Annotated in this window: 29 protein-coding genes; 18 read left to right on the top strand and 11 right to left on the bottom strand. The window is 60.2% G+C overall.

Going from position 1 to position 24,858, the window contains the following annotated elements; all coding sequences use genetic code 11:
* The first annotated feature begins 23 nt into the window (after positions 1–23).
* Both ACZRKZ_RS15475 and ACZRKZ_RS15470 read left to right on the top strand, forming a co-directional pair.
* Complete coding sequence (locus tag ACZRKZ_RS15475; RefSeq protein ID WP_463967770.1) at positions 24–1,028, top strand: aspartate carbamoyltransferase catalytic subunit; 1,005 nt, start codon at positions 24–26, stop codon at positions 1,026–1,028.
* Positions 1,025–2,296, top strand: a complete 1,272-nt coding sequence (locus tag ACZRKZ_RS15470) for a dihydroorotase (protein ID WP_463967769.1) — start codon at positions 1,025–1,027, stop codon at positions 2,294–2,296. The genes ACZRKZ_RS15475 and ACZRKZ_RS15470 overlap by 4 nt, the downstream gene beginning before the upstream one ends.
* A 122-nt stretch (positions 2,297–2,418) precedes the next feature.
* Here ACZRKZ_RS15470 and ACZRKZ_RS15465 read toward each other — a convergent pair whose 3' ends face one another.
* Positions 2,419–2,847, bottom strand: a complete 429-nt coding sequence (locus ACZRKZ_RS15465; protein ID WP_133102434.1) for an NINE protein — start codon at positions 2,845–2,847, stop codon at positions 2,419–2,421.
* Between the two features lie 251 nt (positions 2,848–3,098).
* Here ACZRKZ_RS15465 and ACZRKZ_RS15460 point away from each other — a divergent pair, with 251 nt between their 5' ends.
* Positions 3,099–3,734 (top strand): C40 family peptidase, encoded by a 636-nt coding sequence (locus ACZRKZ_RS15460; protein ID WP_149412207.1) that lies wholly within the window; start codon positions 3,099–3,101, stop codon positions 3,732–3,734.
* Between the two features lie 28 nt (positions 3,735–3,762).
* On the opposite strand, the gene ACZRKZ_RS15455 is transcribed toward ACZRKZ_RS15460, so the two are convergent.
* Entirely contained in the window at positions 3,763–4,797 is a 1,035-nt protein-coding gene (locus ACZRKZ_RS15455) for a type IV pilus twitching motility protein PilT (RefSeq protein WP_463967768.1), read from the bottom strand.
* Between the two features lie 57 nt (positions 4,798–4,854).
* Between ACZRKZ_RS15455 and ACZRKZ_RS15450 the strand changes: the two genes are divergently transcribed.
* From ACZRKZ_RS15450 to ACZRKZ_RS15405, 10 genes are all read left to right on the top strand, one after another.
* Positions 4,855–5,541: a YggS family pyridoxal phosphate-dependent enzyme gene (locus tag ACZRKZ_RS15450; RefSeq protein WP_463981997.1), complete on the top strand. Its 687-nt coding sequence runs from the start codon at positions 4,855–4,857 to the stop codon at positions 5,539–5,541.
* A 33-nt stretch (positions 5,542–5,574) separates the two neighbouring features.
* Positions 5,575–6,393 carry a pyrroline-5-carboxylate reductase gene (gene proC / locus ACZRKZ_RS15445; RefSeq protein WP_463981996.1) on the top strand — a complete coding sequence of 273 codons (819 nt, stop codon included), beginning with the start codon at positions 5,575–5,577 and terminating at the stop codon, positions 6,391–6,393.
* Between the two features lie 9 nt (positions 6,394–6,402).
* The gene (locus ACZRKZ_RS15440) at positions 6,403–6,993 is read left to right on the top strand and encodes a YggT family protein (protein ID WP_463981995.1); all 591 of its coding nucleotides are present in this window, start codon (positions 6,403–6,405) and stop codon (positions 6,991–6,993) included.
* Positions 6,993–7,286 carry a DUF167 domain-containing protein gene (locus tag ACZRKZ_RS15435; protein ID WP_133102440.1) on the top strand — a complete coding sequence of 98 codons (294 nt, stop codon included), beginning with the start codon at positions 6,993–6,995 and terminating at the stop codon, positions 7,284–7,286. Before ACZRKZ_RS15440 ends, ACZRKZ_RS15435 begins: the two co-directional genes overlap by 1 nt.
* 62 nt (positions 7,287–7,348) lie before the next feature.
* A complete protein-coding gene (metX, locus tag ACZRKZ_RS15430) occupies positions 7,349–8,488 on the top strand; it encodes a homoserine O-succinyltransferase MetX (RefSeq protein WP_463981994.1) in 1,140 nt (379 codons plus the stop codon).
* 7 nt (positions 8,489–8,495) lie between these two features.
* Positions 8,496–9,116, top strand: a complete 621-nt coding sequence (gene metW / locus ACZRKZ_RS15425; protein WP_133102442.1) for a methionine biosynthesis protein MetW — start codon at positions 8,496–8,498, stop codon at positions 9,114–9,116.
* Between the two features lie 24 nt (positions 9,117–9,140).
* On the top strand, positions 9,141–9,575 hold the full coding sequence (locus tag ACZRKZ_RS15420) for a DUF4426 domain-containing protein (protein ID WP_350614202.1): 435 nt from the start codon (positions 9,141–9,143) through the stop codon (positions 9,573–9,575).
* Positions 9,572–10,168, top strand: coding sequence for an RdgB/HAM1 family non-canonical purine NTP pyrophosphatase (gene rdgB / locus ACZRKZ_RS15415; protein ID WP_463967929.1), 597 nt, complete (start codon positions 9,572–9,574; stop codon positions 10,166–10,168). Before ACZRKZ_RS15420 ends, rdgB begins: the two co-directional genes overlap by 4 nt.
* Positions 10,165–11,367 (top strand): radical SAM family heme chaperone HemW, encoded by a 1,203-nt coding sequence (gene hemW / locus ACZRKZ_RS15410; protein WP_463967765.1) that lies wholly within the window; start codon positions 10,165–10,167, stop codon positions 11,365–11,367. Before rdgB ends, hemW begins: the two co-directional genes overlap by 4 nt.
* Before the next feature lie 18 nt (positions 11,368–11,385).
* Complete coding sequence (locus ACZRKZ_RS15405; RefSeq protein WP_133102446.1) at positions 11,386–11,709, top strand: DUF3392 domain-containing protein; 324 nt, start codon at positions 11,386–11,388, stop codon at positions 11,707–11,709.
* A 153-nt stretch (positions 11,710–11,862) separates the two neighbouring features.
* Here the strand turns inward: ACZRKZ_RS15405 and trmB are convergent, their stop codons facing one another.
* From trmB to ACZRKZ_RS15385, 4 genes are all read right to left on the bottom strand, one after another.
* The gene (gene trmB / locus ACZRKZ_RS15400) at positions 11,863–12,588 is read right to left on the bottom strand and encodes a tRNA (guanosine(46)-N7)-methyltransferase TrmB (protein WP_463967764.1); all 726 of its coding nucleotides are present in this window, start codon (positions 12,586–12,588) and stop codon (positions 11,863–11,865) included.
* A 9-nt stretch (positions 12,589–12,597) separates the two neighbouring features.
* Positions 12,598–13,392 (bottom strand): thiazole synthase, encoded by a 795-nt coding sequence (locus ACZRKZ_RS15395; RefSeq protein WP_133102448.1) that lies wholly within the window; start codon positions 13,390–13,392, stop codon positions 12,598–12,600.
* A gap of 68 nt (positions 13,393–13,460) precedes the next feature.
* Positions 13,461–13,661 (bottom strand): sulfur carrier protein ThiS, encoded by a 201-nt coding sequence (thiS, locus tag ACZRKZ_RS15390; protein ID WP_463981993.1) that lies wholly within the window; start codon positions 13,659–13,661, stop codon positions 13,461–13,463.
* A gap of 91 nt (positions 13,662–13,752) precedes the next feature.
* Positions 13,753–14,133 carry a DUF423 domain-containing protein gene (locus ACZRKZ_RS15385; protein ID WP_463981992.1) on the bottom strand — a complete coding sequence of 127 codons (381 nt, stop codon included), beginning with the start codon at positions 14,131–14,133 and terminating at the stop codon, positions 13,753–13,755.
* A 74-nt stretch (positions 14,134–14,207) separates the two neighbouring features.
* Here ACZRKZ_RS15385 and mtgA point away from each other — a divergent pair, with 74 nt between their 5' ends.
* On the top strand, positions 14,208–14,930 hold the full coding sequence (gene mtgA / locus ACZRKZ_RS15380; RefSeq protein ID WP_463981991.1) for a monofunctional biosynthetic peptidoglycan transglycosylase: 723 nt from the start codon (positions 14,208–14,210) through the stop codon (positions 14,928–14,930).
* A 70-nt stretch (positions 14,931–15,000) separates the two neighbouring features.
* On the opposite strand, the gene rpoH is transcribed toward mtgA, so the two are convergent.
* The 4 genes from rpoH to ftsY form a co-directional block, all read right to left on the bottom strand.
* Positions 15,001–15,855, bottom strand: coding sequence for an RNA polymerase sigma factor RpoH (gene rpoH, locus ACZRKZ_RS15375; RefSeq protein WP_003176698.1), 855 nt, complete (start codon positions 15,853–15,855; stop codon positions 15,001–15,003).
* Between the two features lie 129 nt (positions 15,856–15,984).
* Positions 15,985–17,010 carry a permease-like cell division protein FtsX gene (gene ftsX / locus ACZRKZ_RS15370; protein WP_463967760.1) on the bottom strand — a complete coding sequence of 342 codons (1,026 nt, stop codon included), beginning with the start codon at positions 17,008–17,010 and terminating at the stop codon, positions 15,985–15,987.
* Entirely contained in the window at positions 17,007–17,678 is a 672-nt protein-coding gene (ftsE, locus tag ACZRKZ_RS15365) for a cell division ATP-binding protein FtsE (protein ID WP_149412221.1), read from the bottom strand. Before ftsE ends, ftsX begins: the two co-directional genes overlap by 4 nt.
* Positions 17,675–19,114 carry a signal recognition particle-docking protein FtsY gene (gene ftsY, locus ACZRKZ_RS15360; RefSeq protein WP_463981990.1) on the bottom strand — a complete coding sequence of 480 codons (1,440 nt, stop codon included), beginning with the start codon at positions 19,112–19,114 and terminating at the stop codon, positions 17,675–17,677. The genes ftsE and ftsY overlap by 4 nt, the downstream gene beginning before the upstream one ends.
* 353 nt (positions 19,115–19,467) lie before the next feature.
* Between ftsY and ACZRKZ_RS15355 the strand changes: the two genes are divergently transcribed.
* The 4 genes from ACZRKZ_RS15355 to ACZRKZ_RS15340 all read left to right on the top strand — a co-directional run bounded on the left by ACZRKZ_RS15355 (position 19,468) and on the right by ACZRKZ_RS15340 (position 24,014).
* Positions 19,468–20,823 (top strand): M16 family metallopeptidase, encoded by a 1,356-nt coding sequence (locus ACZRKZ_RS15355; protein WP_463981989.1) that lies wholly within the window; start codon positions 19,468–19,470, stop codon positions 20,821–20,823.
* The gene (locus ACZRKZ_RS15350) at positions 20,816–22,306 is read left to right on the top strand and encodes a M16 family metallopeptidase (RefSeq protein WP_463981988.1); all 1,491 of its coding nucleotides are present in this window, start codon (positions 20,816–20,818) and stop codon (positions 22,304–22,306) included. Before ACZRKZ_RS15355 ends, ACZRKZ_RS15350 begins: the two co-directional genes overlap by 8 nt.
* The gene (gene rsmD / locus ACZRKZ_RS15345) at positions 22,306–22,920 is read left to right on the top strand and encodes a 16S rRNA (guanine(966)-N(2))-methyltransferase RsmD (protein ID WP_463967756.1); all 615 of its coding nucleotides are present in this window, start codon (positions 22,306–22,308) and stop codon (positions 22,918–22,920) included. Before ACZRKZ_RS15350 ends, rsmD begins: the two co-directional genes overlap by 1 nt.
* Positions 22,921–22,997: 77 nt before the next feature.
* Positions 22,998–24,014: a hydrolase gene (locus ACZRKZ_RS15340; protein ID WP_463981987.1), complete on the top strand. Its 1,017-nt coding sequence runs from the start codon at positions 22,998–23,000 to the stop codon at positions 24,012–24,014.
* Here ACZRKZ_RS15340 and ACZRKZ_RS15335 read toward each other — a convergent pair.
* The gene (locus ACZRKZ_RS15335; RefSeq protein ID WP_463981986.1) at positions 23,977–24,831 is read right to left on the bottom strand and encodes a sulfurtransferase; all 855 of its coding nucleotides are present in this window, start codon (positions 24,829–24,831) and stop codon (positions 23,977–23,979) included. The two genes, ACZRKZ_RS15340 and ACZRKZ_RS15335, sit on opposite strands and share 38 nt — an antisense overlap.
* Positions 24,832–24,858: the final 27 nt, after the last annotated feature.

Below are 24,858 nucleotides of genomic sequence, written 5' to 3'. Positions count from 1 at the left end.
CCTCCTTGTAAAGAGTCCCCGCGATGACGCCTCCAGATACCAAGCGCCCGCTGCAGCTCAATGCTCAGGGCCAGCTGCGCCACTTTTTGTCCCTCGACGGTTTGCCCCGCAAACTGCTCACCGAAATCCTCGACACCGCCGACTCGTTCCTTGAAGTCGGCGGCCGGGCGGTGAAAAAGGTCCCGCTGCTGCGGGGCAAGACCCTATGCAACGTGTTCTTCGAGAATTCCACCCGCACCCGCACCACCTTTGAACTGGCGGCCCAGCGCTTGTCGGCAGATGTCATCACGTTGAACATCTCCACATCGTCGGCAAGCAAGGGCGAAACCCTGCTCGACACCCTGCGCAACCTCGAAGCCATGGCCGCCGACATGTTCGTCGTGCGGCACGGTGACTCGGGCGCGGCGCACTTCATCGCCGAACACGTATGCCCGCAGGTGGCGATCATCAACGGCGGCGATGGCCGTCACGCCCACCCAACCCAGGGTATGCTCGACATGCTGACCATCCGTCGACACAAGGGTGGCTTCGAAAATCTCTCGGTGGCCATCGTCGGCGACATCCTGCACTCGCGGGTAGCGCGCTCGAACATGCTGGCCCTGAAAACCCTTGGCTGCCCGGATATCCGGGTGATCGCGCCAAAAACCCTGCTGCCCATTGGCATCGAGCAATATGGCGTTAAGGTCTACACCGACATGGTCGAAGGCCTGAAAGACGTCGATGTGGTGATCATGCTGCGCCTGCAACGCGAACGCATGTCCGGCGGCCTGCTGCCCAGCGAAGGTGAGTTCTACCGCCTGTTCGGCCTGACCACCGCGCGCCTGGCCGGCGCCAAACCGGATGCCATTGTCATGCACCCTGGCCCGATCAACCGTGGTGTGGAGATTGAGTCGGCAGTGGCCGACGGGCCGCAGTCGGTGATTCTCAACCAGGTCACCTACGGCATCGCCGTACGTATGGCGGTATTGTCCATGGCCATGAGCGGGCAAACCGCACAACGTCAATTCGAGCAGGAGAACGCCCAGTGAAGATCAGCATCCTCGGCGCCCGCGTCATCGATCCCGCCAGTGGCCTGGATCAAGTCAGCGATTTGCACCTGGAAGCCGGCAAGATCATTGCCATCGGCGCCGCACCCAGCGGCTTCAGCGCCGTCAAGACCATCGACGCCAAAGGCTTGGTCGCCGCGCCTGGGCTGGTGGATCTGAGTGTCGCCCTGCGCGAACCGGGTTACAGCCGCAAAGGCAGCATCGCCAGTGAAACCCGCGCAGCCGCCGCCGGTGGCGTCACCAGCCTGTGCTGCCCGCCGCACACCAAGCCGGTGCTGGACACCTCGGCCGTGACCGAACTGATCCTCGACCGCGCCCGCGAAGCCGGCAACTGCAAGGTCTTCCCCATCGGCGCCCTGAGCAAAGGCCTGGACGGCGAACGGCTGGCCGAGCTGATCGCCCTGCGCGACGCCGGTTGCGTGGCCTTCGGCAATGGCCTGGAGAGTTTTCGCAGCACCCGCACCCTGTGCCGCGCCCTGGAATATGCAGCCACCTTCGACCTGACGGTGATTTTCCACTCCCAAGACCGCGACCTGGCCGAAGGCGGCCTGGCCCACGAAGGCCCCACCGCCAGCTTCCTCGGCCTGGCGGGCATCCCGGAAACCGCAGAAACCGTGGCCTTGGCCCGGGACCTGCTGCTGGTGGAACAAAGCGGCGTGCGGGCGCACTTCAGCCAGTTGACCAGTGCACGGGGCGTGGCACTGATCGCTCAGGCACAAGCTCGCGGTTTGCCGGTGACGGCGGATGTGGCGCTGTATCAGCTGATTTTGACGGATGAAGCACTGATCGACTTTTCCAGCCTGTACCACGTGCAGCCGCCACTGCGCACTCGTGCTGATCGTGATGGTTTGCGGGCGGCGGTAAAATCCGGGGTGATTTCGGCGATTTCTAGCCATCACCAGCCTCACGAGCGGGATGCCAAGATGGCGCCGTTCGGCGCGACAGAGCCTGGAATCAGCAGTGTTGAATTGCTGCTGCCGTTGGCGATGACGTTGGTGGAAGATGGCTTGCTGGACTTGCCAACGCTGTTGGCGCGCTTGAGCTCAGGCCCTGCGCAAGCGTTGCGCCTGCCGGCGGGTAAGCTGGAAGTGGGTTCGGCGGCGGATCTGGTGCTGTTTGATCCGGCCAGCTCCACGGTTGCCGGGGAGCACTGGCTGTCCAAAGGCGAAAACTGCCCGTTCATCGGTCACAGTTTGCCGGCGAATGTGCGATACACCTTCATGGATGGGCGGATCAGCTACCAGGCTTGATGACCTACTCGGTCAATGTGGGAGCGCGATAGCGGAGTGTCAGATACCCGAAATGTGGACTGACACACTGCTATCGCACCATAAGTATCTACACACTTTGAAGACAGAAACCGCCGTAGCTGTTATCGACCGCCAAGCCGCTCGGCATTGCGAATCGAAATCTGCGTATTCAGCGTCCAGAAGTCATACAGCACGCCAATCAGGAACAAACCACCGGTCAGCAGATAAAGGAGACCGGTAAGCCATTTGCCCTGATACATCCTGTGCAAACCAAACACCCCAAGGAACGTCAGCAAAATCCAGGCGACATTATATTCAATGGGACCAGCGGTGAAACGCAGGTCCGCTTCCCGATCCATGGCCGGAATCAGGAACAGGTCAATCAACCAGCCAATCCCCAACAGGCCCAAGGTGAAAAACCAGATCGTGCCGGTCACTGGTTTGCCGTAATAGAAGCGGTGAGCACCCGTAAAGCCCAAAATCCAGAGCAGGTAACCGATCACCTTGCTGTGGGTGTCTTGCTGCGAAACATCCTGTCGATAGGTGTTCATAAATGACCTCTTTTGTCTCGATAGATAAATATTTCTGGTTTCTTTGTGACTTTTTTACAGACACCCGACGTATGGCAAATGGTATCGTCGCTTCCCTCAAAGCCCTGTACCACCTGACTTGTGTAGGACAATTGCGGCAGTTCGTCGCGGTTTTCCTGAGTTTGACCCCAAGGTTCAGTCGACAGACGGCCTGAGAACGACACAAAAAGCTGTTATAAAGTTGCGCGCAAACCCATATAGAGCCTTGCCTAATGCGACCATTTTTCAAGACATGGCTAACCATTTGCCTATTAATGCCACTGGCCGCCCACGCCACCAATCGTGAGCAACGACTTCCGAACGTTAACGGTTTCACCCCTAAAGTTCATGCCACTACCAGCTCCGCCAAATCGGTAAAGCTGACTGTCAAGCGCCCGACTCAACTGAGCAAGGCCCACGGTAAAGCAACACCCGGCCTGATAGCGGTCAATACCAAGCAAAGCAGTACCGTCTTGAGCCGCGCCGTCAACGTGCTCGGCACTCCTTATCGTTGGGGCGGCAGCAGCCCAAGTAAAGGGTTCGACTGCAGCGGCTTGGTGAAATATGCATTTAATGATGTTGCCGCGGTTGATTTGCCGCGCACCTCCAATGCCATGGCCAACGGCCACGGGCAAAAGGTTGATCGCAAGGACCTGAAACCGGGCGACCTGCTGTTCTTCAAACTCAAGAGCCGCCAGGTCAATCATGTTGCCATCTACCTGGGCAACGACCGCTTCATCCACGCACCACGCCGTGGCAAGTCGGTCAGCATCGACACGCTGAAAAAACCGTTCTGGGACAAGAACTACGTGATTGCCAAGCGCGTGCTGCCTAAAGAACAGAACAATCTGCGGATTGTGCAGCGCTGATCGGCTTACTGTAGGAGCAAGCTCGCTCCTACAGTTCCCCAGGTACCCTCGCTTTCTCCCGCGCATCCTCGCGACTGATCAGACCCTGGCTGACCAACGCCTTCAAGCTCATGTCCAACGTCTTCATTCCCAACGCCCCACCCGTCTGAATCGCCGAATACAGCTGCGCCACCTTGTCCTCGCGGATCAGGTTACGGATCGCTGGTGTGCCGAGCATAATTTCATGGGCCGCCACCCGTCCGCCGCCGATCTTCTTGATCAACACTTGTGACACCACCGCCTGCAATGACTCCGAGAGCATTGAGCGGACCATGGCCTTTTCCCCGCCCGGAAACACATCCACCACCCGGTCCACGGTTTTCGCCGCCGACGAGGTGTGTAGGGTGCCGAACACCAAGTGCCCGGTTTCCGCCGCGGTCAGCGCCAGGCGGATGGTTTCCAGGTCGCGCATCTCGCCCACCAGGATGACGTCAGGGTCTTCGCGCAGTGCCGAGCGCAAGGCTGTCGAAAAGCTATGGGTATCGCGATGCATCTGCCGCTGGTTGATCAGGGCGTTTTTCGGCTGGTGGACAAATTCGATGGGGTCTTCAAGGGTAAGGATGTGTTGATGACGGTGGTTGTTGAGGTAATCGATCATCGCCGCCAGGGTAGTGGATTTCCCGGAGCCGGTAGGGCCGGTTACCAATACCAGCCCCCGGGGTAGATCAGCGATCCGCCGAAACACCTCGCCCAACCCCAGGCTTTCCAGGCTCTGGACCTTTGACGGAATAGCGCGAAACACCGCCCCAACGCCCCGATGCTGCTGAAAGACATTCACCCGAAAGCGCGCCACGTCGGGCAACTCGAAGGCAAAATCCGTTTCAAGAGATATTTCGAAATCCTTTTGCTGGTGTTTGTTGAGTAAAGGGCTGAGCAGATCCACAACTTGCGTAGAGCTCAGCACCGGCCAGTCGAGCGCACGAACCTCGCCATCGACCCGCACCATCGGCGCCAGCCCGGCCGACAGATGCAGGTCGGACGCGCCTTGGCTGACGCTTGCAGCCAGCAATTGAGTGATATCCATAGGGCTTTCCATTTCCAGTAGAATGCCGCGGACTCCATATCCACGGGCGCATCTTGAATGTCGACGATAGCAGACAACATCGGCCTGGTTAGTGACCGGATCCGCGCGGCGGCCCAGGCCGTACAGCGCGACGAACACAGCATCCACCTGCTGGCCGTCAGCAAGACCAAACCCGCGCAAGCCGTGCGCGAAGCCTATGCCGCCGGGATGTGCGACTTTGGCGAGAACTATCTGCAGGAAGCGCTCGGTAAACAACTGGAATTAACCGACCTACCCTTGAGTTGGCACTTCATTGGCCCCATTCAATCGAACAAGACTCGTGCGATCGCCGAGAATTTCGCTTGGGTGCATTCCGTGGACCGCCTGAAAATCGCACAACGCCTGTCCGAGCAACGTCCGGCCAACCTGCCGCCGCTGAATATTTGCATTCAGGTCAACGTCAGTGGCGAAGACACTAAATCCGGCTGTACACCCGCAGATTTGCCGGCACTGGCCGAAGCGATAAGCGCCCTGCCCCGTCTGAAGCTGCGCGGTTTGATGGCGATTCCCGAGCCGTCTGAAGATCGGGTAGCCCAGGACGCCGCGTTCTCAGCTGTACGCGATCTGCAAGCAAGCCTGAACCTGCCACTGGACACACTTTCCATGGGCATGAGCCACGACCTTGAGTCGGCCATCGCCCAAGGCGCCACCTGGGTGCGGATCGGTACCGCCCTGTTTGGCGCCCGCGACTACGGCCAGCCGTGAAATGGCTGTCTTCCATCTGAGTAAGGACCTGTCATGAGCAACACGCGTATTGCCTTTGTCGGCGCCGGTAACATGGCGGCCAGCCTGATCGGCGGCCTGCGGGCCAAGGGCCTGGAAGCGGACCGGATTCGCGCCAGCGACCCTGGTACCGAGACCCGCGCCCGCGTCAGTGCTGAACACGGCATCGAAGTCTTCGCCGACAACGCCGAGGCCATTCAAGGCGTCGACGTGATCGTGTTGGCGGTCAAGCCACAGGCCATGAAAGCCGTATGCGAAAGCCTGCGCCCGAGCCTCAAACCCCATCAACTGGTGGTCTCCATCGCCGCCGGCATCACTTGTGCCAGCATGAACAACTGGCTCGGGGCCCAGCCGATTGTGCGCTGCATGCCCAATACCCCGGCGCTGCTGCGTCAGGGTGTGAGCGGGTTGTATGCCACCAGCGAAGTTAGCGCGGCACAACGTGATCAGGCGCAAGAGCTGTTGTCGGCTGTCGGCATTGCCCTGTGGCTGGAACAAGAGCAACAACTGGACGCCGTCACCGCCGTATCCGGCAGTGGTCCTGCGTACTTCTTCCTGCTGATTGAAGCGATGACCACCGCCGGCGTGAAGCTTGGCCTGCCTCGGAAAACTGCCGAGCAACTGACCCTTCAAACCGCGCTGGGCGCCGCGCACATGGCGGTGGCGAGTGATGTCGATGCCGCCGAACTGCGCCGTCGCGTGACCTCGCCGGGTGGTACCACACAAGCCGCTATCGAATCGTTCCAGGCCGGGGGCTTTGAAGCCCTGGTGGAAAAAGCATTGGGCGCCGCCGCGCACCGCTCGGCCGAGATGGCCGAACAACTAGGTCAATAAGGAGCCAACATGATTGGTTTGAACACCGCAGCCGTCTACGTGCTGCAAACCCTCGGCAGTCTGTACTTGCTGATCGTGCTGTTGCGTTTTGTCCTGCAACTGGTACGGGCAAACTTCTACAACCCACTCTGCCAATTCGCCGTGAAGGCTACGCAGCCGCTGCTCAAGCCATTGCGCCGAGTGATCCCGAGCCTGTTCGGCCTAGACATGTCCTCGCTGGTGCTGGCGATCCTGGTGCAGTTGGCGCTGATGGCCCTGACGTTGCTGCTGACCTACGGCACTACCGGCAATTTCCTGCAGTTGGTGGCCTGGTCCCTGATCGGTGTGACCGCGCTGTTCCTGAAGATCTTCTTCTTTGCCCTGATCATCAGTGTGATCCTGTCCTGGGTCGCTCCGGGCAGCCATAACCCTGGCGCCGAACTGGTCAACCAGATCTGTGAGCCTGCCCTGGCGCCGTTCCGCAAGATCATACCGAACCTGGGTGGCCTGGATATTTCGCCGATCCTCGCCTTCATGGCGCTTAAACTGCTGGATATGCTGGTAATCAACAATCTGGCGGCCATGACCCAAATGCCAGACATTCTGCGCCTGCTGATCTGATGAGCTATTTCCGCTGGGACGGTGACGATCTGATTCTGGATTGTCACCTGCAACCTGCAGCCCGCAGCAATGAGTTCGCGGGCCTGCACGGCGAACGCCTGAAGATCCGCCTCACCGCCCCGCCAGTGGAGGGCAAGGCTAATGCCTATCTGATGGCGTTTCTGGGCAAGGCGTTCGGTATCCCAAAAAGCCAGGTCAGCCTGATCAGTGGCGAGTTGAACCGGCAGAAACGGGTTCGGCTGAAGGCGCCTAAAAAGCTGCCGGACTTGCCGGGGTTGGTGCGACCGGCCTGATCACTTGCCGCTGGGGTCCCCGCTCTTTAGACTTACTCCTCATTTAAACGAGAGCAGGGTCGATGCCAACTGCCTTTCCCCCCGATTCTGTTGGACTGGTCGTGCCACAAGTGGCGCACTTCAGCGAACCGCTGGCCCTGGCCTGCGGCCGTTCGCTGCCAGCCTACGACCTGATCTACGAAACCTATGGCGAACTGAACGCCACGGCCAGCAACGCCGTGCTGATCTGCCACGCCCTGTCCGGCCACCATCACGCAGCCGGTTTCCACAACGTCGACGAGCGCAAGCCAGGCTGGTGGGACAGCTGCATCGGCCCTGGCAAGCCTATCGACACCAACAAGTTCTTCGTGGTCAGCCTGAACAACCTCGGCGGTTGCAACGGCTCAACCGGCCCCAGCAGCCTCAATCCGGAGACTGGCCGACCGTTCGGCGCCGACTTCCCGGTGCTGACCGTGGAAGATTGGGTTCACAGCCAGGCGCGCCTCGCTGATCTGCTGGGCATCGGCCAATGGGCAGCGGTGATCGGCGGCAGCCTGGGCGGCATGCAAGCCCTGCAATGGACCATCACTTATCCGGATCGGGTGCGCCATTGCCTGGCCATTGCCTCGGCGCCCAAGTTGTCGGCGCAGAACATCGCCTTCAACGAAGTGGCACGCCAGGCGATCCTCACCGACCCCGAGTTCCACGGCGGTTCGTTCCAGGAAGCTGGCGTGATTCCCAAGCGCGGGCTGATGCTGGCGCGGATGGTGGGACACATCACTTACCTGTCGGATGACTCCATGGGCGAGAAATTCGGCCGCGGCTTGAAGAGCGAGAAGCTCAACTACGACTTCCACAGCGTCGAGTTCCAGGTCGAAAGTTACCTGCGCTATCAGGGCGAAGAGTTTTCCGGGCGTTTCGACGCCAACACCTACCTGCTGATGACCAAGGCTCTGGACTACTTCGATCCGGCGGCGAACTTCGACGATGACCTGGCGAAAACCTTCGCCAATGCCACATCCAAGTTCTGCGTAATGTCGTTCACCACCGACTGGCGCTTCTCCCCGGCCCGCTCGCGGGAGTTGGTGAATGCACTGATGGCCGCGAAGAAAGACGTCTGTTACCTGGAGATCGACGCGCCGCAGGGCCACGACGCCTTCCTGATCCCGATCCCGCGCTACCTGCAAGCGTTCACCCACTACATGAACCGCATAAAACTGTGAGAACGCCATGAGAGCCGACCTGGAAATCATCCAAGACTGGATCCCCGCCGGCAGCCGCGTACTCGACCTGGGTTGCGGCGATGGCGAACTGCTGAGCTGGCTGCGGGACAACAAGCAAGTCACCGGCTATGGCCTGGAAAACGACCCGGACAACATTGCCCAGTGCGTGGCCAAGGGCATCAACGTCATCGAGCAGGATCTGGACAAGGGGCTGGGCAACTTCGCCAGCAACAGTTTCGATATCGTGGTCATGACCCAGGCCCTGCAAGCCGTGCACTACCCGGACCGGATTCTCGACGAAATGTTGCGGGTAGGCCGCCAGTGCATCATCACCTTCCCCAATTTCGGCCACTGGCGCTGCCGCTGGTACCTGGCCAGCAAGGGCCGGATGCCAGTGTCGGATTTCCTGCCGTACACTTGGTACAACACGCCGAACATCCACTTCTGCACCTTCGAGGATTTCGAAGCGCTGTGCAGTGAGCGCGAAGCCAAAGTCATCAACCGCCTTGCTGTCGACCAACAGCACCGCCACGGGTGGGCCAGTAAGCTATGGCCTAATCTGTTGGGTGAGATCGGGATTTACCGGGTCAGCAGTCCGGGCCTGACAGACCATCAGATTGCCATCTAACAACCCTATTTAAGGAGGACGATCATGAGTCGCCTGGCTGTTTTTCTACTCACCGCGTGCCTAAGCGTCACGGCCATGGCCGCCGACGTTATCAAGGGTGAGCGCAAGGAAGTGTTTGGTGATATCACCGTTCACTACAGCACCTTCAATTCCACCTTTTTGCAACCCGATGTGGCCCAGGCGGTTGAGCTGGTGCGCAGCAAGCAGCAGGGCGTGATCAACGTTTCTGTGATCAAGGGCGGCACTCCGTTAACCGCGCAGGTCAGCGGTACGATCAAAGAGTTGAGCGGCAAGAGCGTGCCTCTGAGCTTCAAGCAGATTACTGAAAAGGGGGCGATTTATTACCTCGCCCAATACCCGGTGCCGCAGCAAGAAATACGGGTTTTCACCATCAACGTTGAAACCGGCGGCAAAGCCCACGGTTTCAGTTTCAACCAAGAACTGTTTCCGGCTGAATAATGAACCTCACGCAACTCGTACTGGCCAGCCATAACGCCGGCAAACTCAAAGAACTCCAGGCCATGCTCGGCGAGTCGGTGCAACTGCGCTCGATTGGCGAGTTCAGCACCGTCGAACCGGAAGAGACCGGCCTGTCATTCGTCGAGAACGCCATCCTCAAGGCCCGCAATGCTTCGCGCATCTCGGGCCTACCGGCCCTGGCGGACGATTCGGGGCTGGCGGTGGACTTTCTTGGCGGTGCGCCGGGCATTTATTCAGCCCGTTATGCCGATGGCCAAGGCGATGCGGCGAACAACGCCAAGCTGCTGGACGTACTCAAGGACGTGCCCGACGCCGAGCGCGGCGCACAGTTCGTCTGTGTGCTGGCCTTGGTGCGTCACGCTGACGACCCGTTGCCGATCCTCTGCGAAGGCCTGTGGCACGGGCGCATCCTGCATGCGGCCAGCGGTGCCCACGGTTTTGGTTATGACCCGCTGTTCTGGGTACCAGAGCGCGATTGCTCAAGCGCCGAGCTGAGCCCGGCAGACAAGAACCAGATCAGCCACCGCGCCCGTGCAATGGATTTGCTGCGCCAGCGTCTGGGCCTGAAATGATCCAGAATACCTCTGCGCAGCCACTGATCCTCGGTGGCGCGCAAACACCTCGGGCGGCCCTGCCTCACCTGCCGCCCCTGGCGCTGTACATCCACATCCCGTGGTGCGTGCGTAAATGTCCCTATTGCGACTTCAACTCCCACACCGCCAGCCCCGTGTTGCCGGAAGAAGAGTACGTCGATGCCTTGCTGGCTGACCTTGATCAGGACCTGCACGCCGTTTACGGTCGCGAACTGAGTTCGATCTTCTTCGGCGGCGGCACCCCCAGCCTGTTCAGCGCAGCCGCGCTGGGCCGGCTGCTCAAGGGCGTGGAACAACGTATCCCGTTTGCCTGCGACATCGAGATTACCCTGGAAGCCAATCCCGGAACCTTCGAGCAAGAGAAGTTCGTGGCTTATCGCAAGCTGGGAATCAATCGACTGTCCATTGGCATCCAGAGCTTCCAGCAGGAAAAGCTCAAGGCCCTGGGCCGAATCCACAATGGTGACGAAGCCATACGTGCCGCCGGTATGGCGCGTCGGGCAGGGTTCGACAACTTCAACCTGGACCTGATGCACGGCTTGCCCGATCAGTCCCTGGATGACGCCCTGGACGACCTGCGCCAGGCCATCGCCCTCAAACCCACACACCTGTCGTGGTATCAACTGACCCTGGAACCCAACACAGTGTTCTGGAACCAGCCGCCGACACTGCCGGAAGACGACACCTTGTGGGATATCCAGGAGGCAGGCCAAGCCCTGCTGGCCGAACACGGTTACGCCCAATATGAAGTCTCGGCCTACGCCCAGACGGGCCGGCCGGCGCGGCACAACCTCAATTACTGGAGTTTCGGCGACTTTATCGGCATCGGCGCCGGCGCCCACGGCAAGCTCAGCCATCCAGACGGGCGCATCGTGCGCACCTGGAAAACCCGCCTGCCCAAGGACTACCTCAACCCGACAAAAAACTTCCAGGCCGGCTCGAAAGAACTGACCAATGATGAGTTGCCGTTCGAGTTCCTGATGAACGCCCTGCGCCTCACCGACGGCGTCGAAGCCAGGCTCTACACCGAGCGCACCGGCCTGGACCTGGCCAGCCTCAGTGAAGCCCGCCGAGAGGCAGAACAAAGTGGCTTATTGCAGGTCGAACCGTCACGCCTGGCGGCCACCGACCGCGGGCAACTCTTTCTCAATGACCTGCTGCAGAAGTTTTTGAGCTGATAGCTCTAAGGAAATCGAATGGATTTGGTACTCGACCTGCTCGCCACCGTATCCCGCTGGAGCCGCAGCAACCTGTCGGAAATCTCCCTGGCCCTCGTCGGCTGCCTGCTGGTGGTGTTCGGCGCCGACATCAAGGGCTGGGTCGACGCCCGCATGGGTAGCATCGCCGGCGCGTTGCGCGTACCGCTGATGGCTCTGGTGTGCATGATCGGCAGTGGCGCCGCGTTGATCTACGCCACGCCGTGGATTGTTCGGGGGCTGAGCCAGTTCAACAACTACAGCCTGGCGCCAGTGTTGTTGGTGGTGCTGGTGTTGATTGGGGTTGTAGCGGATCGGCGCTGACCTCAAAAACAACCCAACGCACAACTGTAGGAGCGAGCTTGCTCGCGAAAAACGAACAGACAACGCGGACTACCAGATACGTTGCGTTATCGTTGACGATTTTCGCGAGCAAGCTCGCTCCTACAGTTGATTGCCTTTCAGCTTTCTAGCTGATTAAGACAGCTTCTCGAACTTCATATCCCAAACCCCATGCCCCAGTCGCTCGCCGCGACGCTCGAACTTGGTGATCGGCCGTTCGGTCGGACGCGGGACGCATTTGCCGTCTTCGGCCAGGTTGCGGTAGCCGGGGGCGACGTCCATGACTTCCAGCATGTACTCGGTGTACGGTTCCCAGTCGGTGGCCATGTGCAGGATGCCGCCGACCTTGAGCTTGCTGCGTACCAGCTCCGCGAAGGAAGCCTGGACGATGCGGCGCTTGTGGTGACGGCTCTTGTGCCATGGGTCGGGAAAAAACAGCATCAGGCGATCGAGGCTATTGTCAGCGATGCAACGGTTGAGCACTTCAATGGCGTCGCAGTCGTAGACCCGCAGGTTGGTCAGGCCCAGGGTGAGCACGCCGTTGAGCAGCGCGCCGACACCCGGACGGTGCACTTCGACACCGATAAAGTCCTGTTCCGGCGAGGCCGCGGCCATTTCCAGCAGGGAGTGGCCCATGCCGAAGCCGATTTCCAGGGAGCGTGGGGCCGAACGGCCAAACACTTGGTCGAAGTCCACCGGCGCGTCGGCCAGGGGCAGGACGAACAGCGGTGTGCCCTGCTCCAGGCCCTTTTGCTGGCCTTCAGTCATGCGCCCAGCGCGCATCACAAAGCTCTTGATGCGGCGGTGCTGGCGCTCTTCGCCTTCTTCCACAGGGTTCGGCGTTTCGTTTGATTCAGTCATCAATGGCTCTTACTTGATCAGACCATCCAGCGGCGAGGAGGCGCTGGCGTAAAGTTTTTTCGGCATACGCCCGGCGAGGTACGCCAGGCGGCCGGCGACAATGGCGTGTTTCATGGCTTGCGCCATCATGATCGGTTGCTGCGCGTTGGCGATGGCCGAATTCATCAGCACCGCTTCGCAGCCCAGCTCCATGGCGATGGTGGCGTCGGAGGCGGTACCGACCCCGGCGTCCACCAGCACAGGAATCTTGGCTTCTTCGAGGATGATCTGCAGGTTGTAAGGGTTGCAAATCCCCAGGCCAGTGCCGATCAGGCCAGCCAGCGGCATCACGGCGATACAGCCAATTTCCGCCAGTTGACGGGCGATGATCGGGTCATCGCTGGTGTAGACCATCACGTCGAAGCCTTCCTTGACCAGGGTTTCAGCGGCCTTGAGGGTTTCGATTACATTGGGAAACAGGGTTTTCTGGTCGGCCAGGACCTCCAGCTTCACCAGGTTGTGGCCGTCGAGCAGTTCACGGGCCAGGCGGCAAGTGCGCACGGCCTCGATGGCGTCGTAGCAACCGGCGGTGTTCGGCAGGATGGTGTAGCGATCCGGCGGCAGGATATCCAACAGGTTCGGTTCGCCCGGGTTCTGGCCGATATTGGTGCGGCGCACGGCAACCGTGACAATCTCGGCGCCCGAAGCTTCGATGGCCAAGCGGGTTTCTTCCATGTCGCGATACTTGCCGGTGCCTACCAGCAAACGCGACTGGTAGGTACGACCGGCCAGGACGAAGGGCTTGTCGCTACGAACGATGCTCATGGGAAATCCTCTGTTGGGGTGAGGTTCTGCAGAATGCGGGTTGGCGCGCTTACGCGCCGGGCGAACGGCTAGCCGCCGCCGATAGCGTGGACCACTTCGACCTGGTCACCCTCGGTGAGCACGGTCTCGGCGTGCTGGCTACGCAGGACGATATCCTGATTGAGCTCCACTGCGACGCGGCGTCCGGTCAAGTCCAGACGGGTCAGCAGGGCCGCAACGGTTTCACCGTCGGGCAGTTCAAAGGATTCGCCGTTCAACTGAATGCGCATGCCGCAGGCCGCCATCGTTTTTAGGGGCCAGCATTCTAGCCCGATCGGCCTTGCCGACCCAAGGCCCTTCGTCAGCTGCAAGCGGCAAGCTTTAAGCCGAGAGTTGCAAGCGCCAGGCAGCCAGGCCAAGACACAGCCAACCAATCAGGAACGCCAAGCCGCCGAACGGCGTAATGATCCCAAGTTTGCTGATACCGGTCAGCGTCAGCAGGTACAGGCTGCCGGAGAACAGCAGGATGCCGACGACAAACGACATGCCCGCCCAGGTGACCAGCCGACCGGGAATGTGCGCGGCCAGCAGGGCCACGCCGAACAGTGCCAGGGCATGTACCAGTTGGTAGGTCACGCCGGTGTGGAAAATCGCCAGATAGTCGGCGCTCAGGCGGTTTTTCAGGCCGTGGGCGGCAAACGCACCAAGGGCGACACCGGTGAAACCAAAAAAGGCCGCCAGTAACAGAAAGCCACGCAGCATGAGGAACTCCAGTCAGACTCATTGGACAGGGTCTGTATAATGGCCCGCTCAAACGGTTCGGCCAAGCCATCTCTATGCTGCGTCTCCTCTTCAGTCGTTTCCTCAAAGCCGTGAAATGGTTTGCCATCGGCAGCGTTTTACTGGTGCTGCTGTTTCGCGTGGTACCGCCTCCGGGAACCGCGTTGATGGTCGAGCGCAAGGTCGAGTCCTGGTTCGACGGTGAACCCATTGACCTGCAGCGCAGTTGGGTGCCGTGGAATGAAATCTCCGACGATCTGAAAGTAGCGGTGATGGCTGGCGAGGATCAGCGCTTTCCCCAGCATTGGGGCTTTGATTTTGGTGCGATCCAGGCCGCTTTGCTGCATAACGAGCGCGGAGGTTCGCTTCGCGGTGCCAGCACCTTGAGCCAGCAAGTGTCGAAGAACTTGTTCCTGTGGGCCGGGCGCAGTTGGCTGCGCAAGGGGCTGGAGGCCTGGTTTACCGGGCTGATCGAGATTCTTTGGCCCAAGCAGCGAATTCTTGAGGTGTACCTCAACAGCGTGGAGTGGGATGAAGGGGTATTTGGCGCGGAGGCGGCGGCACGGCATCACTTTGGCGTGAGCGCGAAGTCCCTGAGCCGTCAGCAGGCCAGCTATCTGGCGGCGGTGCTGCCTAACCCACGGGTTTGGAGCGCCAGTCATCCGACCGCTTATGTAGCCCGACGGGCCGCCTGGATTCGCCAACAGATGAGTCAGTTGGGTGGCGACAGTTACCTGAATGAACTGAGCAATTCGCGTAAGGCGCCATGGGCCGACTGATTTTTTCCAGCACCAACAAAAATGCCCCGATCTTTCGATCGGGGCATTTTTTTATGCCTTTCGCAGCGTTTTAAGCGGCGATCGACAGTTTCAGCTTATTCATCGCGCTTTTCTCAAGCTGACGAATCCGCTCGGCCGACACGTTGTACTTCTGCGCCAAGTCGTGCAGCGTGGCTTTTTCTTCTGCCAGCCAGCGCTGGTAGAGGATGTCGCGGCTGCGGTCGTCCAGCACTTCCAGTGCTTCGTGCAGGTTGTGGTTGGAGTTATCGCTCCAGTCGGCATCTTCCAGTTGACGCGCCGGGTCGTACCGGTGGTCTTCCAGGTAGTTGGCCGGCGATTGGAAGGCGCTGTCGTCGTCCGCTTCCGCGGCCGGGTCAAAGGCCATGTCATGGCCGGTCAAGCGACTTTCCATCTCGCGCACTTCCCGAGGCTCCACACCGAGGCTTTCCGCCACGCGATGGACTTCCTCGTTGTTCAGCCACGCCAGGCGTTTCTTCTGGCTGCGCAGATTGAAGAACAGTTTGCGCTGGGCCTTGGTGGTCGCGACTTTCACGATCCGCCAGTTACGCAGGATAAATTCGTGAATTTCTGCCTTGATCCAGTGCACGGCGAACGACACCAAACGCACACCCATCTCCGGGTTGAAGCGCTTTACCGCCTTCATCAGGCCGACGTTGCCTTCCTGGATCAGGTCAGCCTGGGCCAGGCCGTAGCCGCTATAGCTACGGGCGATATGTACAACAAAACGCAGGTGGGCGAGCACCATCTGCCGAGCCGCCCCCAAATCCTGCTCATAGTAGAGACTCTCGGCCAGTTCACGCTCCTGCTCGGGCGTCAGCAATGGAATGCTGTTGACCGTGTGCACATAGGCTTCCAGGTTCGCACCCGGGACCAAGGCATAAGCAGGTTGCAAAGAAGTGGTCATACGAAAAAACCTCCGACTCACATAACTCGTGCAGTTCAGCACTGCGAAAATTGACCGGGAACCGTAGGACAAGTTCCCTAAACCGCTGATACGGTCAATACAAACAAAACCACGTTAATCTGACATTAACTACTTCGGTGCCAGCTCACGTAAATGCCGTGCAACCGCAATCCAAGCACCGATATACCCCAACAATACCGCGCCAAGCAAGAGCGACAGACCATCGGCTGCCGGCACGCCGGCCAGCGCAAAATCGCTGCCGTACAAACCGGCCAGGCCAACCACCGCATCGTCCAGCCAATCCAGGCCAAACGCGAGGACGCCCCAGGACAGAATCCCGGCACCGAAGCCATACAACGCGCCCATATACAGAAATGGACGACGCACATAGCTGTCCGTGCCGCCGACCAGTTTAATCACTTCTATCTCTGTGCGACGGTTTTCAATATGAAGACGAATGGTATTACCTATCACCAAAAGTAATGCAGAAACCAAAAGTACCGTCAAACCGAAGACAAACCGGTCACCCAGCTTGAGAATTGCCGCCAAGCGCTCGACCCAGACGAGATCAAGCTGCGCCTGTTGCACCTTGGGCAGCTCGGACAGTTTTTGTCGCAAGGCTTCAAGGGTCGGCTTGTCGACTTCATTGGGCGTCACCAACACCACGCCCGGCAGCGGATTTTGCGGCAATTCTTTCAGTGCCTCACCCAAACCGGTTTGCTGCTGGAACTCTTCCAGAGCCTGATCGCGGCTGATGTACTCGGCATCAGCCACACCCGGCATGTTCTTGATCTGCTCGCGCAGAGCCTCGCCTTCAGCGGGACTGGCGTCCAATTGCAAGTACAGGGAAATCTGCGCCGCCCGCTGCCAGGAACCGCCGAGGCGCTCGACATTATTAAGCAGCAGCGACAAACCCATCGGCAGACTCAAGGCCACGGCCATCACCAGGCAGGTAAAAAAACTACCCACAGGCTGTTTGCCCAGACGACGCAGGCTGTCCAGCAGGCTGGCGCGGTGGTTTTCGATCCAGGCTTGCAGCAAGGTGCTGAAGTCCGGGCCGTCGTCCTCGTCGTGTTTCTTTTTCTTCTGCGGTTGCGGGTCGGCCGGTTTCGGCGCGACACGTTCGGAAACCTTAGGGCTGCGTGTAGCACTCATACGCCAGCCTCCCCGTCACCGATCAAGCGGCCGCGTTGCAGGGTCAGCATGCGATGGCGCATACGGGCGATCAGCGCCAGGTCGTGACTGGCGATCAGTACACTGGTGCCCAGGCGGTTGATGTCTTCAAAAACACCCATGATTTCTGCTGCCAGACGCGGGTCGAGGTTACCAGTGGGCTCATCCGCCAGCAGCAAGGCCGGGCGATGGACGATGGCACGGGCGATGCCGACGCGCTGCTGCTGGCCGGTAGACAGGTCGCCGGGATAAAGATCGGTCTTGTCCGACAGCGCCACACGCTCCAGGGCCGAATCCACACGCTTGACGATTTCCGCCTTGGACAGCCCGAGAATCTGTAACGGCAAGGCAATGTTGTTGAATACCGTGCGATCAAACAGCAACTGGTGATTCTGGAACACCACGCCAATCTGACGGCGCAAGAACGGGATCTGCGAGTTACTGATGGTCGCCAGGTCCTGGCCCGCCAGCAGCAGCTTGCCAGTGGTTGGGCGCTCCATGGCCAGCAGCAACCGCAACAAAGTACTTTTGCCAGCACCGGAATGACCGGTGACGAACAAGAATTCGCCGCGACGCACTCTAAAACTCAACTCATGCAAGCCGACATGCCCGTTAGCGTAGCGTTTACCGACTTGTTCGAAACGAATCATGAACTCTCCCGCTCGGCAAACAGTGCCTGGACAAAGGGTTCGGCTTCAAAAGTTCGCAGATCATCGATGCCTTCACCGACACCGATATAACGAATGGGCAGCCCGAATTGTTTAGCCAGGGCGAAAATCACGCCGCCCTTGGCCGTGCCGTCGAGCTTAGTCAATGCCAGGCCAGTCAGCTGGACCGTCTGATGGAATTGTTTGGCCTGGCTGATGGCGTTCTGGCCAGTACCAGCGTCAAGCACCAGCAAAACCTCATGGGGAGCGTCAGCGTCCAGCTTGCCCATGACCCGGCGCACCTTCTTCAACTCTTCCATTAGATTATCTTTGGTGTGCAGGCGACCGGCGGTATCAGCGATCAGCACATCAATGTTGCGGGCCTTGGCAGCCTGCACGGCATCGAAAATCACCGAAGCCGAATCGGCACCGGTGTGCTGGGCGATCACCGGGATCTTGTTGCGCTCGCCCCAGACCTGTAGTTGCTCCACGGCGGCGGCGCGGAAGGTGTCACCAGCGGCGAGCATGACTTTCTTGCCTTCCAGTTGCAGCTTCTTCGCCAGTTTGCCGATGGTAGTGGTCTTGCCGGCGCCATTGACGCCCACCACTAGGATCACGAACGGCTTGTTCGGGGTGATGACCAGTGGTTGTTCCACCGGCTTGAGCATAGCGGTCAACTCGGCCTGCAACGACTTGTAGAGCGCATCCGCGTCGGTCAGTTGCTTGCGCGCGACCTTCTGGGTCAGGCTCTGGATGATCACGGCGGTGGCTTCGACGCCCACGTCGGCGGTCAGCAGGCGGGTTTCGATGTCTTCGAGCAGTTCGTCATCAATGATTTTCTTGCCCAGGAACAGGCTGGCCATGCCTTCGCCAATGCTCGCGCTGGTTTTGCTCAGGCCTTGTTTCAGACGGGCGAAGAAGCCGGTTTTACTGGCTTCGGTGACAGCGACTGGCTCCGGATCGGCGGCGGGCTCGATGACAGCTGACGCCGCGACCACAACTGGGGCGACGACTGGCACAGGGGCAGGCTCGGCGACAACAAGGGCAGGCACTTCAACGACCGGCACCTCTTCAATCACAACCTGCACGGGCTCCAACGCCGGAATCGGCGGCACCACATGTTCAGCCTGCTCGTCTTCGACCAAGGCTACGGGCTCTTCCGCCACCGGCAAGACCAGCCAGGGTTTGTGCTCTGGCTCTAGCTCAGGTTTCGGCACGGCTTCAACAACCGGCTGCAATACCGGCTCAGCCATGGGCAACACCACCGGCACCAGCGTTTCGGCAATCGGCTCGGCCTCTACCGGCTCAGGGATCGGCTCAGGCTGAACTTGCGGCTGTTCGACGACGGTTTCCTGCGGCTTTTTGCGCAGCCATCCGAACAGGCCTTTTTTCTCGCCAGCCGCAGCTGGGGTCTTCTTGTCGTCGTTGGAACCAAACATGGAGGACGGCTATCTCAAGGTAGCGACGCGCCAAGGTGGCGCTTCGGTAAATAATATTCGATGCGTAACAGACTGTTTTTTAGCCAGCTTGTTCATGCGCAACATTTTGTAAGGCGTAAACACGGCCTCAACAAATCGATTCAATATAGGTCTGAAGCAATAAAATCGGCGAAAAAACAAAGATCGTCGAGGAAAACCACCGCTAACGCCATCATTCCTACGACTGAATCCGAAACAATTTGGATGCCTCGCGCCTTATAGCCGTGGCCGCCAGTAAAACGGATCAGTATCCTAGCATCTCCTCGCCCGCCGACGCTAAGACCAAGCGGGCAGCCCAACAGGTTTAAAAACGAATGAATGCTCTAGCCCGCCGCGCCGCAGGCCTGCTGCTCAGCACAGTTTGTCTGCCCCTTTCAGCCTTGGCTGCCGACCCACAACCCACCCATGAATTCACCCTGGACAACGGCCTCAAGGTCGTCGTGCGCGAAGACCATCGTGCGCCAGTGGTGGTTTCGCAGGTTTGGTACAAGGTCGGCTCCAGCTATGAAACCCCGGGCCAGACCGGTTTGTCCCACGCCCTGGAACACATGATGTTCAAGGGCAGCTCCAAGACCGGCCCCGGTGAAGCGTCGTTGATCCTGCGCGACCTCGGCGCCGAAGAAAACGCCTTCACCAGCGATGATTACACCGCTTATTACCAGGTCCTGGCCCGTGACCGCCTGGGCGTCGCCTTCGAGCTGGAAGCCGACCGCATGGCCACCCTGCGCCTGCCGGCTGACGAGTTCAGCCGCGAAATCGAGGTGATCAAGGAGGAGCGCCGCCTGCGCACCGACGACAACCCGATGTCCAAGGCCTACGAGCGCTTCAAGGCCATGGCCTACCCGGCCAGCGGCTACCACACGCCAACCATCGGCTGGATGGCTGACCTGGATCGCATGAAGGTCGAAGAGCTGCGCCACTGGTACCAATCCTGGTACGTGCCGAACAACGCCACCCTGGTGGTGGTCGGCGACGTGACCCCGGATGAAGTTAAAATCCTGGCGCAACGCTATTTCGGCCCAATTCCCAAACGCGACGTGCCACCGGCGAAAATCCCTCTGGAACTGTCCGAGCCTGGCGAGCGCCTGTTGACCATGCATGTGCAGACCCAACTGCCGAGCGTGATCCTCGGGTTCAACGTACCAAGCATCGCCACCGCCGAAGACAAACGCTCGGTCAACGCCCTGCGCCTGATCTCGGCGTTGCTCGACGGCGGCTACAGCGCGCGCATCCCAACACAGTTGGAGCGCGGCGAAGAACTGGTGTCCGGCGCCTCGACCAACTACGACGCCTACACGCGCGGCGACAGCCTGTTCACCCTCAGCGCCACGCCGAACCAGCAGAAGAACAAGACCGTTGCCCAGGCCGAAGCCGGCCTCTGGCGCCTGCTGGATGAGCTGAAAGCCAAACCGCCGACCGCTGAGGAGCTGGAGCGTATCCGCGCCCAAGTGATTGCTGGCGTGGTCTATGAGCGCGACTCCATCACCAGCCAGGCCACGGCCATTGGCTCCCTGGAAACCGTCGGCCTGTCCTGGAAGCTCATGGACACCGAGCTTGCCGAGCTGCAAAGCGTGACCGTCGACGACATCCAGAAAGCCGCACGCACCTATTTCACCCGCGAACGTCTCAGCGTCGCCCATGTTTTGCCCGAGGAGACCGCTCATGAGTGACCGCAAAAATAGCCGCTTGGTTATTCCCGGCCTGATCGTTGTCACCCTGGTTGCCGCTGTTGCGGTGTATTTCGGCCGCCCGGACGAATCCGTCGCCAGTGAGGCGCTGGAAAAGGCCAAGGCTGCCAATACCCTGCAATCCCTGGCGGAACTGGACGGCAAGAACCCGACCAACCGCCAGCTCAACGTACAGACCTGGAATACCGCCGAAGGCGCCAAGGTGCTGTTCGTCGAAGCCCATGAACTGCCGATGTTCGACATTCGTATTCTGTTCGCCGCCGGCAGCAGCCAGGACGGCAATGCACCAGGCCTGGCCCTGCTGACCAACGCCATGCTCAATGAAGGCGTGCCGGGCAAGGACGTCGGCCAGATTGCCGCTGGTTTTGAAGGCCTGGGCGCTGATTTCAGCAATGGCGCCTACCGCGACATGGCCCTGGTTTCGTTACGCAGCCTAAGTACTGCCGACAAACGGGATGCCGCGTTGACGCTGTTTGATGACGTGATCGGTAAACCAACCTTCCCTGCTGATTCCCTGGCACGGATCAAAAACCAGTTGCTGGCCGGCTTCGAATACCAGAAACAGAACCCCGCCAAACTGGCGAGTATCGAGCTGTTCAAGCGCCTGTATGGCGATCATCCCTACGCGCACCCGAGCGAAGGCAACGCCCAGAGCGTTCCTGCCATCACCCTCGCACAACTGCGTGAGTTCCATGCCAAGGCCTACGCCGCCGGCAACGCGGTGATTGCAGTGGTGGGCGACTTGTCCCGTGCCGACGCCGAAGCGATGGCCGCCAAGGTGTCCGCATCGCTGCCAAAGGGCCCGGCGCTGGCGAAAATCGCTCAACCGGTCGACCCCAAGGCGGGTCTCAGCCACATTGAGTTCCCCTCCAAGCAGACACATTTGCTGTTCGCCCAATTGGGCATCGACCGCGCCGACCCGGATTACGCCGCCTTGTCCCTGGGCAACCAGATCCTCGGTGGTGGTGGCTTCGGCACCCGCTTGATGAGTGAAGTGCGCGAGAAACGCGGCCTGACCTACGGCGTTTACTCTGGTTTCTCGCCGATGCAGGTGCGTGGTCCGTTCATGATCAACCTGCAAACCCGCGCCGAAATGAGCGGCGGCACCTTGCGACTGGTCGAGGAAGTCCTCGCCGATTACCTCAAGACCGGCCCGACGCAAAAGGAACTGGACGACGCCAAGCGTGAACTGGCCGGCAGCTTCCCGCTGTCCACCGCCAGTAACGCTGATATCGTCGGGCAATTGGGTGCCATGGGGTTCTATAATCTGCCGCTCAACTACCTGGAAGACTTCATGAAGCAGTCCCAGGCCCTGACGGTAGAACAAGTCAAAGCCGCGCTGAATAAACACCTGAGCAGCGACAAAATGGTCATCGTCACCGCCGGCCCGACCACCGCGCAAAAGCCACTACCGCCCCCCACTGATAAACCTGCCGAGCAACCGCTCGGGGTTCCGGAGCATTAATGGCTAGTCCATCCCGTCCCAAAAAACCTGTCCACAACGTCCACAACGGTGTGGGCCAACTGCGCATCATCGGCGGAGAGTGGGGCAGCCGCAAGCTGAGCTTCCCCGACGTAGTGGGCCTGCGCCCGACGCCGGATCGCGTGCGCGAAACCCTGTTCAACTGGCTCGCGCCGTATATTGCAGGCGCCAAGGTGCTGGATCCGTTTGCCGGCAGCGGCGCGCTGTTCCTGGAGTCTCTGTCCCGTGGCGCCGCCCTGGGCCAAGCGCTGGACGCCAGCAACGTAGCGGTCGCCAGCCTCAAGGAGCATCTGGGCACCTTGCGCTGCACCACCGGGCAAGTGCAGACCGCCGATGCCCTGCGCTACCTGGAAACCCAGGAAGCTCGTGAGTTCGACGTGGTGTTCCTCGACCCGCCGTTCAACCAGAACCTGCTGCCAACCGTTTGCGCGCTGCTGGAAGAGCGTCAGTGGCTGGCCGAGAACGCCTGGATCTACACCGAAAGCGAAACCGCGCCGTCTACCCTCGGCCTGCCCGGCAGCTGGCGCCTGCACCGGGAACAAAGGTCCGGGCGGGTGTATTACGCGTTGTGGCAACGTACGTCTGAGAGCGTTTAATACGCACGGTGCGCCCTCTTGTGTGGCGAGGGGGCTTGCCCCTCACCACAACAAGCCCGCTCGGCATAGAGACTTGCATGACCCCTTCCCCCGACCGTTTCACTCCAGCCTTCGGTCTCGGCAACCCGCACCTGCAAACGTTGTGGGGGCCGCTGTGGCGCCCTACCACTCATATCGAACGTCAGCGTGAACGGCTGTGGCTAGAAGACGGCGATTTTCTCGACCTCGACTGGCACGGCCCGCACGATCCGCACGCGCCGTTGGTGTTGGTACTGCACGGGCTGACCGGCTCCTCCAACTCGCCCTACGTGGCTGGCCTGCAAAAAGCCCTGGCGTTCCAAGGGTGGGCTAGCGTGGCGCTGAATTGGCGCGGCTGTTCCGGCGAGCCCAATCTATTGGCCCGCAGTTACCATTCCGGTGCCAGCGAAGATTTGGCCGCCGCCATTACGCACCTGCGAAGCAAGCGCCCGTTAGCACCGTTGTATGCAGTGGGCTATTCCCTGGGCGGCAACGTGCTGCTCAAGCATTTGGGAGAAACCGGCGAAGACTCCGGCCTGCAAGGCGCAGCGGCGGTATCGGTGCCATTTCGCCTGGATCAGTGCGCAGACCGCATTGGCCTGGGATTCTCTCGTGTGTACCAAAAGCATTTCATGCGCGAGATGCTGGCTTACATCCGCGTCAAGGAGCGCCAGTTTCTCCAGGATGGCCGTGAAGAAGGACTGAAAGCCATCGCCGCCCTCGGCTCACTGGAAAAAATGCGTACCTTCTGGGACTTCGATGGCCGGGTCACTGCGCCACTGCATGGTTACCTGAGCGCCGAGGATTATTACCGTCGGGCCTCCAGCCGGTATTTCCTGGGCGCGATCCGCACGCCGACCCTGATTATCCAGGCCGCCGACGATCCCTTCGTATTCGCCCACAGCCTTCCCGAGGCCAGCGAACTGTCGGCTTGCACCGAGTTCGAGCTGCTGGCCAAGGGCGGCCATGTGGGGTTTGTCGATGGCACGCTGAAGCGGCCGGGGTACTACCTGGAGCGGCGGATTCCGGCCTGGTTGCTCAGTCGCCCGTCGCAACAATCCGCTTCGGATCGGTAATCCACTCACTCCACGACCCGGCATACAGCTTGCCCAACGGATAACCCGCCAGGCTCAGGGCGAACAGGTTGTGGCAGGCCGTCACCCCGGAGCCGCAATACGCCACCAGTTCATCCGCAGAGCGCCCATCAAGCTTGTCAGCAAAGCGCTGCTTGAGTTGATCGACCGGCAGAAAGCGGCCATCGCTGCCCTGGTTTTCGTTGAACGCGGCACATTGCGCACCGGGAATGTGCCCGGCTACCGGATCAAGGGGTTCCACATCACCGCGAAAACGCGGCTGGGCGCGGGCGTCGATCAAGGTCAGGCCCGGCTCGCCAAGACGCTTTTGCAGGTGTTCGGCGTCCAGCAGCAAGCGATTGTCAGGCGCACCCGTAAACGTCCCGACTTCAATCACCGGTGCATCCAGGCTCAGCGGTAAACCGGTGGCATGCCAGGCTTTCAATCCGCCATCGAGGATAAATACGCCATCGCGCTTGCCCAGCCAGGCCAGCAACCACCAGCCACGGGCGGCAAATGCACCGGGGCCGTCGTCGTACAGCACCACATCGCTGTCACCATTAACGCCCCAAGCCCGTAACTGCCCGACCAACTTGTCTGGCGCCGGCAGCGGATGGCGCCCGGTCACGCCCTTGGTCACCGGCCCGCTGAAGTCTCGTTCCAGGTCAGCAAAGCTGGCGCCTTCGATATGCCCTTCGGCATAGCTGCAAAGACCGTAATCCGGGTCTTCCAGGGCAAAGCGGCAATCCAGGATCACCAGTGCACCGGTCTTCTGGCGTTCGGCCAGTTGCTGGGGGCTGATCAGTTGGGCAAGCGGCATAGCGAACTCCCATGAATAGGTCAGAAA

Source organism: Pseudomonas sp. c313 (assembly GCF_055407145.1).
The sequence above is the reverse complement of the archived record's forward strand: the minus strand, read 5'-3'. Positions and strand labels throughout refer to the sequence as shown.

What these genes read in the sequence shown, in the direction of transcription:
- ACZRKZ_RS15475 (WP_463967770.1), top strand. Translation starts at nt 24, where the DNA reads ATGACGCCTCCAGATACCAAGCGCCCGCTGCAGCTCAATGCTCAGGGC.
- ACZRKZ_RS15465 (WP_133102434.1), bottom strand. Translation starts at nt 2,847, where the DNA reads ATGAACACCTATCGACAGGATGTTTCGCAGCAAGACACCCACAGCAAG.
- ACZRKZ_RS15460 (WP_149412207.1), top strand. Translation starts at nt 3,099, where the DNA reads ATGCGACCATTTTTCAAGACATGGCTAACCATTTGCCTATTAATGCCA.
- ACZRKZ_RS15455 (WP_463967768.1), bottom strand. Translation starts at nt 4,797, where the DNA reads ATGGATATCACTCAATTGCTGGCTGCAAGCGTCAGCCAAGGCGCGTCC.
- ACZRKZ_RS15450 (WP_463981997.1), top strand. Translation starts at nt 4,855, where the DNA reads ATGTCGACGATAGCAGACAACATCGGCCTGGTTAGTGACCGGATCCGC.
- proC (WP_463981996.1), top strand. Translation starts at nt 5,575, where the DNA reads ATGAGCAACACGCGTATTGCCTTTGTCGGCGCCGGTAACATGGCGGCC.
- ACZRKZ_RS15440 (WP_463981995.1), top strand. Translation starts at nt 6,403, where the DNA reads ATGATTGGTTTGAACACCGCAGCCGTCTACGTGCTGCAAACCCTCGGC.
- ACZRKZ_RS15435 (WP_133102440.1), top strand. Translation starts at nt 6,993, where the DNA reads ATGAGCTATTTCCGCTGGGACGGTGACGATCTGATTCTGGATTGTCAC.
- metX (WP_463981994.1), top strand. Translation starts at nt 7,349, where the DNA reads ATGCCAACTGCCTTTCCCCCCGATTCTGTTGGACTGGTCGTGCCACAA.
- metW (WP_133102442.1), top strand. Translation starts at nt 8,496, where the DNA reads ATGAGAGCCGACCTGGAAATCATCCAAGACTGGATCCCCGCCGGCAGC.
- ACZRKZ_RS15420 (WP_350614202.1), top strand. Translation starts at nt 9,141, where the DNA reads ATGAGTCGCCTGGCTGTTTTTCTACTCACCGCGTGCCTAAGCGTCACG.
- hemW (WP_463967765.1), top strand. Translation starts at nt 10,165, where the DNA reads ATGATCCAGAATACCTCTGCGCAGCCACTGATCCTCGGTGGCGCGCAA.
- ACZRKZ_RS15405 (WP_133102446.1), top strand. Translation starts at nt 11,386, where the DNA reads ATGGATTTGGTACTCGACCTGCTCGCCACCGTATCCCGCTGGAGCCGC.
- trmB (WP_463967764.1), bottom strand. Translation starts at nt 12,588, where the DNA reads ATGACTGAATCAAACGAAACGCCGAACCCTGTGGAAGAAGGCGAAGAG.
- ACZRKZ_RS15395 (WP_133102448.1), bottom strand. Translation starts at nt 13,392, where the DNA reads ATGAGCATCGTTCGTAGCGACAAGCCCTTCGTCCTGGCCGGTCGTACC.
- thiS (WP_463981993.1), bottom strand. Translation starts at nt 13,661, where the DNA reads ATGCGCATTCAGTTGAACGGCGAATCCTTTGAACTGCCCGACGGTGAA.
- ACZRKZ_RS15385 (WP_463981992.1), bottom strand. Translation starts at nt 14,133, where the DNA reads ATGCTGCGTGGCTTTCTGTTACTGGCGGCCTTTTTTGGTTTCACCGGT.
- mtgA (WP_463981991.1), top strand. Translation starts at nt 14,208, where the DNA reads ATGCTGCGTCTCCTCTTCAGTCGTTTCCTCAAAGCCGTGAAATGGTTT.
- rpoH (WP_003176698.1), bottom strand. Translation starts at nt 15,855, where the DNA reads ATGACCACTTCTTTGCAACCTGCTTATGCCTTGGTCCCGGGTGCGAAC.
- ftsX (WP_463967760.1), bottom strand. Translation starts at nt 17,010, where the DNA reads ATGAGTGCTACACGCAGCCCTAAGGTTTCCGAACGTGTCGCGCCGAAA.
- ftsE (WP_149412221.1), bottom strand. Translation starts at nt 17,678, where the DNA reads ATGATTCGTTTCGAACAAGTCGGTAAACGCTACGCTAACGGGCATGTC.
- ftsY (WP_463981990.1), bottom strand. Translation starts at nt 19,114, where the DNA reads ATGTTTGGTTCCAACGACGACAAGAAGACCCCAGCTGCGGCTGGCGAG.
- ACZRKZ_RS15355 (WP_463981989.1), top strand. Translation starts at nt 19,468, where the DNA reads ATGAATGCTCTAGCCCGCCGCGCCGCAGGCCTGCTGCTCAGCACAGTT.
- ACZRKZ_RS15350 (WP_463981988.1), top strand. Translation starts at nt 20,816, where the DNA reads ATGAGTGACCGCAAAAATAGCCGCTTGGTTATTCCCGGCCTGATCGTT.
- rsmD (WP_463967756.1), top strand. Translation starts at nt 22,306, where the DNA reads ATGGCTAGTCCATCCCGTCCCAAAAAACCTGTCCACAACGTCCACAAC.
- ACZRKZ_RS15340 (WP_463981987.1), top strand. Translation starts at nt 22,998, where the DNA reads ATGACCCCTTCCCCCGACCGTTTCACTCCAGCCTTCGGTCTCGGCAAC.
- ACZRKZ_RS15335 (WP_463981986.1), bottom strand. Translation starts at nt 24,831, where the DNA reads ATGCCGCTTGCCCAACTGATCAGCCCCCAGCAACTGGCCGAACGCCAG.